Consider the following 7,458-nt stretch of genomic DNA (forward strand, 5'->3'; position numbering starts at 1 on the left):
CTGGTCGAGGTCGGCCTCGACGGGCGGCCAGACGTGCAGCCACACGTGGTTGGTGTCCAGCCGCGCCCCGGCGCCCAGGGTGGCCCGGGCCCGGCGGATCGCCTCGAGGCAGTTGGCGAGCGCCCGCTCGATGTGCGGCAGGCCGGTGACCTTGCCGTCGGCGTCGCGCACGACGACGAGCTGGCGCACCTGGGCCAGGGCCACGAGCCGCTGGTCCTGCGGGTTGCCCGTCGCGACCGCGTGCAGGAGCAGGACGTCCTCGGGGGCGTCGAGGCGGGTGAGGTCGAAGTCGCGCAGCCGCCACAGGTTGAGTCGACGACCCACCATGGGGTGCACGTCACGCACCGGCCGGTCCTCGACCATCGACCCATCCGGCTGCGGCCGGAACGTGAAGTAGCCGACCTCGCGCTCGTCGTCGGGGACCACGCCCACGGCGACGCGCCGCACCTGGGCCGCGAACGGCATCCGGGCGATCTTCTCCGCCAGGGCCGCCGAGGCGGCCTCCTTGTCGGCGGGCAGGTCGCCCCAGTGGACGTAGAGATCGACGACACCCTGGTGGCCGACCGGGCGCTGGGCGACCAGGCCACTCAGCAGCGTCGACAGCGGGCTACCGTCGGTGAGCTCATCGACGGTGCCGGTCGTCGTGATGAGGTGCGAGACGCGGTTGTCGAGAACGTAGTTCGCGCTGGCGACGCCGCGACCGTCGATGGTCTCCTCGCGCAGGTCGACGAGGTCGTACTCGCGGTAGTGCCGCTTGACGAGGACGGCGAGCATCGGCTCACGAGCCTGGATGCCGGTGCGCAGCCGCTCGGCGAGGAACCGCACGATCCGCTCGGGGATCGCGGCGAGGGTGTCGATGCGGGCGGTGCGCTCGGGCCCGTCCGGGAGGGCGTCGATCTCGGCGAGCTCGTCGCCGACGGAGCCGAGCACGGATGCCCGGTCGGCGTCGACGAGGGGCTGGTCGAACCAGCGGAAGCGCACACTGCGGGCGAGGTCGCCGACGATCGGGAACCGCAGCTGGGTGGCGCTCACGAGGCGGTCGAGCAGCTCGCGGGCGGCGACGTCGGCGGGCGGCTCGGGTGCCGGCTCACCCAGCCAGCGCTGCAGGATCGCGGTGGCCATCGCGACCTCGGGAGCCGAGCGCTGCTGGGCCAGGAACACCCGGAACACCGCACCCTCGAGGGCGTCGGCGGCGGCCGCGTCACCGGCGTCGGCACGCGAGGCGGAGGTGACCCCGTAGTGGCTGAGCACCCGCTCGAGGCGACCGACGAAGTCGGCAGGCAGTGCGCCACGCTCGGGATCCAGCGTCTGCAGGTAGGTGTGGAAGTGCTCGCGCGGGCTGTGCACCCGGTTCTCCAGGTGCGCCTCCTCCCCGACGGGTCGGTTGCGGCTCAGCTCGGCGAAGTCGGCGAAGACCCCGAGCAGGGCGACCTCGTCGTTGATCGGCGATGCGCCCGACGCCTCGATCTCGTCGCGGGCCTCGAGGTAGCCGGTGAGCGTGCGCTGCTCCTGGCTGGGGTCGAGGTCGTAGCCCAGGAGCATGGCCGCGAGGTCGGCGCGGCCCCGGGCAGCCCGCTCGGTGGGCTCGCGGTCGGTGACCTCGTCGGGCAGGTCGAGGTCGGGGGCGTCGACGTCGGCGGCTGCCCCCGCGTCGGCGGGGTCACCCGTCGGCTCGAGCCGCACCAGGGCGGCGCCGGTCTCGACCTGGCTGCCCGCGGCGACGAGCAGCTCCTTGACCCGGCCCGCGAACGGCGCCGGCAGCACGGTCTCCATCTTCATCGACTCGAGGACGAGCACCGGGGCACCCGCGGCCACCTCGTCGCCGACGGCGACCGGGGTGGCGACGACCAGAGCCGGTGCGGGGGAACGCATCACGCCACCCTCGTCACGGCTGACCCGGTGGGTGACCCCGTCGACCTCGACGAGCTGCACCGCACCGTGGGCGGCGGTGACGAGTCGGTGGGAACGGCCGCCCACGACGATCCGGCTCGCGTAGGGGCCGCCGCGCTCGAAGTCGGCGTCGACGGTGACGGTGTGTCCGGTGGGGTCGGTCACCGCGACCCGGAACCGGGCAGGCCCGGTGCGGAAGACGGTGACCTTGTAGGCGGTGCCGCGCAGCTTGAGGTCGACGGCGCGCCCGACGTCGTGCTGCACCTGGGGGCGCCCGCCGCGCGAGGTGTGCAGCAGTCGGGTGCGCTCGACCGACTCGGCCTCCTCGTAGGCCTCGATGCCGGCGACCACGAGCGCCACACCCGAGTGCTCGCTCGCGACCAGCCGACCCTGCGAGCGGACGCGGTCGATCCACCCGGTGTCGGCCGAGCCGTCGATGACCTCGGGCTGGTCGAGCAGGTCGAGGATGAACGACTTGTTCGTCGCCCCACCCTCGATGACGACGGTCGTCTCGCGCATGGCACGACGCAGCCGGGCCAGCGCCTCGTCACGGTCACGACCGTGGGCGATGATCTTCGCGATCATCGAGTCGAAGTCTGCGGGGATCGAATCGCCCTCGGCCACACCGGTGTCGACCCGGATGCCGGGGCCTGCGGGCAGTTCGAGGTGGGCGATGCGCCCCGGTGCCGGGGCGAAGTCGCGGTCGGGGTCCTCGGCGTTGAGCCGGGCCTCGACGGCGTGCCCGACCTCGCTCGGCCGCTCACCCTCGAGGCGGCCGCCCGACGCCACGTGGATCTGGAGCCGCACGAGGTCGGTGCTCGTCACGACCTCGGTGATCGGGTGCTCGACCTGCAGGCGGGTGTTGACCTCGAGGAACGCGAAGAAGCGCTCACCCGGGTGGTAGAGGAACTCCACCGTGCCAGCCCCCGCGTAGTCCACGGCGATCGCGAGCCGCTCCGCGGCATCCTTGAGTTCGCGCATCTGCTCGGCGTCGAGCACGGGTGAGGCGGACTCCTCGATCACCTTCTGGTTGCGGCGCTGCACCGAGCAGTCGCGCACCCCGATCGCCCACGCCGTGCCCTGGCCGTCGGCGATGACCTGCACCTCGACGTGGCGTGCGCCGGTGACGAGCTTCTCCAGGAACACCACTCCCGAGCCGAAGGCCCGCTGCGCCTCGTCGCGGGTGCGCTCGTAGGCGTCGGCGAGATCGGCGTCGGTCGCGACCATGCGGATGCCGCGGCCCCCACCGCCCGCGGTCGCCTTGAGCATGAGCGGGTAGCCGATCCGGCCGGCCGCGGCGATGGCGTCCTCGAGGGTGTCGACCCCGCCGCGACTCCACGGAGCGACCGGGACCCCGACCTCCTCCGCGATCAGCTTGGAGCCGATCTTGTCGCCGAGGCGGCGCATCGCCTCCGGGCTCGGGCCGATGAACGTCACCCCGGCACGGGCGCAGACCTCGGCAAAGGCCGGGTCCTCGGCGACGAAGCCCCAGCCCACCCAGGCCGCGTCTGCACCGGTCTCGCGCAGCGCCCGCTCCAGCATCTCGTGGTTGAGGTAGGGACGCTCGGATGCCGGGCCGAGGTCGTAGGACGCGTCGGCCTCGCGCACGAACATCGCCGACCGCTCGGCGGTGGTGTGCAGGGCCACCGTCTCGATGCGGTGGCCGTCCGGGCCGGACTGCGCGTTGAGGTCGCGTACCGCGTGGATGAGCCGCATCGCGGCCTCTCCGCGGTTGACGATGGCGATCCGCTGGAACATCGGTGGTCCTCCCGGGGGTCCGGTGTGCGCGTCGTCTCGGCGGGGCTGTCCCGCTGTTCGTCCGAGCCTGTCACTTGTGCGCCGTGACGCGCGAGTAATGAGCAGAGTGCGCGCGTCTGGCTGCGATCGGGCTCGCCCGTCGGCTGCGCGTGACCTTCACACCGGGAGGTTCATCTCAGCACCGGAAACGAAGGGGTGCCAAGGTGAATGATGTGGCATCGGGCTGGAAATTTGAGCCGTATCGTGGCCGGATGCGCATCGCTGCCGTTGCCGCCGCGCTCGTGGCACTTTTCGCCCCCGTGGTGCGCCTCGTGGAACAGGTGAGTAAGTGCGGGCCCGGTGAGCCGTTCACCAGGCCGACGACGTGCACCCGGGTCGCGACCGAGCCGGGCCGCGAGGGTCTGGCGCTGCAGTACTGGCTGTACTACCCGTTCAACGACGTCAACAACAAGCACGAGAGCGACTGGGAGATGATCCAGCTCGACTTCGCGGCGTCTGACGCCGCGAGCGCGCTCGAGCAGGACCCGACCTGCCTCGGGTACGGCCATCACGAGGGTGTGGAAGTCGCCGAGTGGAGCTCGGTCAAGCTCGAGCGCCTACCTGCTGAGGTCACCCTGTCGTGAAGACCCCGAACCCGAACCCGCAGCCGTCCACCGACCGACCCTCCGACACCGGCCCCACCGCCGAGACCGCCGCGCCCAGCACCGCTGCCGCCCGGACCGCTGCCCGGCTGGCCCCGCTCGTCGCCTGGGCCGACCGCAACCCCGTCCCGGGCACCACCTTGCGCATCGTGCGCCAGCTGCTCGCGGTGGACGTGCGCGACCGCGTCTTCGGCATGGCGGGGCAGTCGTTCCTGGCCGTCATCCCGCTGCTCATCATCAGCTCGAGCTGGCTCTCGCAGAGCGACGGGCGGGCACTCGCCACGGCCCTCAACACCCGGCTGGGGCTCACGGGCGTCACCGCCGACACCGTGACGCTGTTGTTCTCGAGACCGGAGGGCAGCGCGGAGGTCAGCACGGCATCCGGTCTCAGCCTGGCGCTGTTGTTCTTCTCGGTGAACAGCTTCACCCGCACCCTGCGCCGCAGCATGGAAGGGCCCTGGGAGCTGCCGAAGGTCGGGTGGAAGGGCCAGCTGAGCGGCCTGCTCGGCGTGGTGCTGCTCATCGTGATGCAGGTGACCCTGGCGGTGATCGCGGTGGAGTGGGTCAGCACGTCGGCCGCTCAAGGGTTCCTCGAAGGGCTGGTCCGCACGGTGGTGGCGACCGCGTTCTGGATCGCGATCGGGCGGGCCCTGACCCACGGGCGCCTGTCGGTCGCACGGCTGTGGCCGGGCGCGCTCGTCGGCGGTGTCGGCAGCACCGCCATCGCCATCTGGACGGTCACCGTGCTGCCCGGCATCTTCGAACGGGATGGCGCGCGCTACGGCGTCATCGGCGTGGCCCTCGCACTCGTCACCTGGCTGCTGGCCTTCAGTGGCCTCATCGTCCTGGTGGGCGTGGCCGGCGCCCAGATCGCCCGGGCCGCCGGGTGGTTCACGCCGCGTGAGGACCCGCTCGTGCAGCCACTGTTCGAGCAACCCGACCCGCAGGCCTGATCCTCCCAGCCGCTGACCTGACTGCTCAGGAAGCGGTGGTGGGGGTGAGTCGGCGCCGGGCCGCGACGTAGGCCGCAGCGGCGAGTGCGATGACGAGCAGGAGCCCGACGACGGTCGCGTTGCGGACGAGGGTGGTCGTCAGGGTGGCCACGATGACCCGGGCCGCATCGGCCGCCAACGGGTCTGCGATGTCGGAGGTCGCTGAGCCCACGGCTGCGCGCACACCGACCGTGACGGCGACCAGGGCCAGGAAGCCGGACCCGGCAAACCACAGGGCTGACACGGCGGCGTCGCGCAACAGCCACGCTCCGGCGGCGAGCAGCACGACGACGAGCAGCGGCCCGAGCCACACCATGACCTTGAGCAGGTTGTAGTAGCCCTGCCACTTCTCGAGCTGGTCGACGGTGGCGATCGGCACGGTGGCCTCCAGCTGCGGGAGGCGGTCGACGAAGGTGTACCCGGAGTTCACGAGCTCGGCCCGCACCGCTCCGGCGATCGTGGCCAGACTGATGCTCACCGTGGTGCCCTCGGTGATGACGGTGCCCTGCGGCTCATCCCCCTCGAGGGTCGCCACCAGCTCGGCATGGGCCTCGTCGAGCGCGGTGTCGAACGCCGACTGGAACTCCGGCGACGTGACGATCTTGTCGGCGACGTTCTGCACCCGTGCCTCGACGGCACCGCCGAGCGAGGCCGCGACGTCACGCAGCAGGCCCTTGACGAGTTCTGGCGCCGCCAGCTCGTCGATGGCCTCCCCCACCCTCGGTGCCACCCGGTCATCGATCACGGCACCCGTCACCTGGTCGGCGAGCTGCGTGGAGACCAACGCCTGCACCTCGGGCTGCGAGGCCACCGGCCCGACCCGGGACACGAACGACTCGGTGTCGGTCACCGTGCGGGCCGTCCAGGTGGCGACCACGGCCACGGGCACGAGCAACCCAGCGAGGACGAGCAGGGTGATGGCGAGGATGCGGCGGGAACGAGAGCCCATGGCGCGATCTTCTCAGTCGGTGCGGATTTCGTCCGGCGGATGGGAAACCTCGGCCGCGACGGGGGGTGCCAGGCCCGCGAGAGGCGGGGGGACGGCATCCACGTCGCCGTTCTCACTGCCTTCTCCCCCGGCATCGCGCTGCGTGGCGCGTGGCGCGACGAGTTCGGCGACGAGCTCCTCGGTCTGAGGGCTCAGCTCGTAGCGGCGCTGGTAGATCTCGAGCATCGCCATGACGGTGGCGGCGACGGGCACCCCGAGCAGCGCACCCGACAGCCCGAACAGCTGGGCACCGAGCAGGGCCGAGCCGAACGACACGGCCGGATGGAGGTTGACCGCGCGCGAGGAGATGCGCGGCTCGATGGCGAGGTTCTCGACCTGCTGGTACCCGATGCCCCACGCGAGCACCCAGACCCCCACCATCGGGTCGCCCGACGTCAGCCCGACGAGCACCGGGAGCGCGATGGCGATGTAGGTGCCGATGTTGGGTACGAACTGGGCGACCAGGCCGGTCCACAGGGCGAGGGGCAACCAGTACGGCAGGCCGATGAGGGCGAACACGACGCCGCTGAGCACGGCATTGATCGACGCGAGCACGATGCGCGCGGCGATGTAGCCACCGACCTTGATGCCGGTGAGGTCCCAGGCCGTGAGGAACGGGACCTGCATGCTCGGGCGCAGGCGGCGAGCGACCCAGCCCCGCAGTGTGGGCATCCCCGCGGACATGTAGAACGTGAAGAACACGAGGATGAAGACGCCGAAGAAGCCGGAGAGCACCTTCGCGACGAGGCCGAGCACCCCGAACGCCAGATCGTCGGCGTACGCCGTGAGGTCGGTGGGGCTCAGGCCGATCTCGTCGAGGATCGTCTCGAACGTGAACGTCGACCCGGACACCCTGTTGAACCAGCGCAGGGTGTCCTCGGCCATCCCCGGGAGTGCGGTGATGAAGCTCGTGAGCTGCTCGACGAACAGGGTGCCGAACAGGCCGAGGAAGACCACGAGGGAGATGCCGGCCAGCAGCATGACGAGGCCGGTGGCCAGACCGCGGTGCATCCTCTTCGCGAGCCGCGAGACCACCGGCTCCATGGCCAGCGCCGCGAACCACGCCATGATCACGTAGTAGAACGTCGAGGCGCCCCGCCAGAGCAGGAAGACCAGGGCGGCGGCCAGCGCCAGGACCCCGACGACGAGCCAGACCCGGCGCGCGAGGGATGGTGCGGGGGCGGCCGTG

General features: G+C 71.6%; 5 protein-coding genes. 2 read left to right on the plus strand and 3 right to left on the minus strand.

The window, feature by feature from the left end; translation table 11 throughout:
- Nucleotides 1-3,648, minus strand: a 3,648-nt coding sequence (locus PLL68_RS01920) for an ATP-binding protein (protein WP_324531125.1), incomplete at its 3' end; no start/stop codon positions are given.
- Nucleotides 3,649-3,899: 251 nt separating this feature from the next.
- Between PLL68_RS01920 and PLL68_RS01925 the strand changes: the two genes are divergently transcribed.
- Both PLL68_RS01925 and PLL68_RS01930 read left to right on the plus strand, forming a co-directional pair.
- Entirely contained in the window at nucleotides 3,900-4,271 is a 372-nt protein-coding gene (locus PLL68_RS01925; protein WP_324531126.1) for a hypothetical protein, read from the plus strand.
- Nucleotides 4,268-5,242, plus strand: coding sequence for a YhjD/YihY/BrkB family envelope integrity protein (locus tag PLL68_RS01930; protein WP_324531128.1), 975 nt, complete (start codon nucleotides 4,268-4,270; stop codon nucleotides 5,240-5,242). The genes PLL68_RS01925 and PLL68_RS01930 overlap by 4 nt, the downstream gene beginning before the upstream one ends.
- Before the next feature lie 25 nt (nucleotides 5,243-5,267).
- On the opposite strand, the gene PLL68_RS01935 is transcribed toward PLL68_RS01930, so the two are convergent.
- Nucleotides 5,268-6,230 (minus strand): hypothetical protein, encoded by a 963-nt coding sequence (locus tag PLL68_RS01935; RefSeq protein WP_324531130.1) that lies wholly within the window; start codon nucleotides 6,228-6,230, stop codon nucleotides 5,268-5,270.
- 12 nt (nucleotides 6,231-6,242) lie between these two features.
- The coding region (locus PLL68_RS01940; protein ID WP_324531132.1) for an AI-2E family transporter at nucleotides 6,243-7,458 on the minus strand (1,216 nt) is incomplete at its 5' end.

This window comes from Ornithinibacter sp. (genome assembly GCF_035443565.1).
Classification (GTDB): domain Bacteria; phylum Actinomycetota; class Actinomycetes; order Actinomycetales; family Dermatophilaceae; genus Fodinibacter.

Bases quoted from the DNA above. Each gene is read 5' to 3' on its own strand.
- PLL68_RS01925 (WP_324531126.1), top strand. From the start codon at position 3,900: ATGCGCATCGCTGCCGTTGCCGCCGCGCTCGTGGCACTTTTCGCCCCC.
- PLL68_RS01935 (WP_324531130.1), bottom strand. From the start codon at position 6,230: ATGGGCTCTCGTTCCCGCCGCATCCTCGCCATCACCCTGCTCGTCCTC.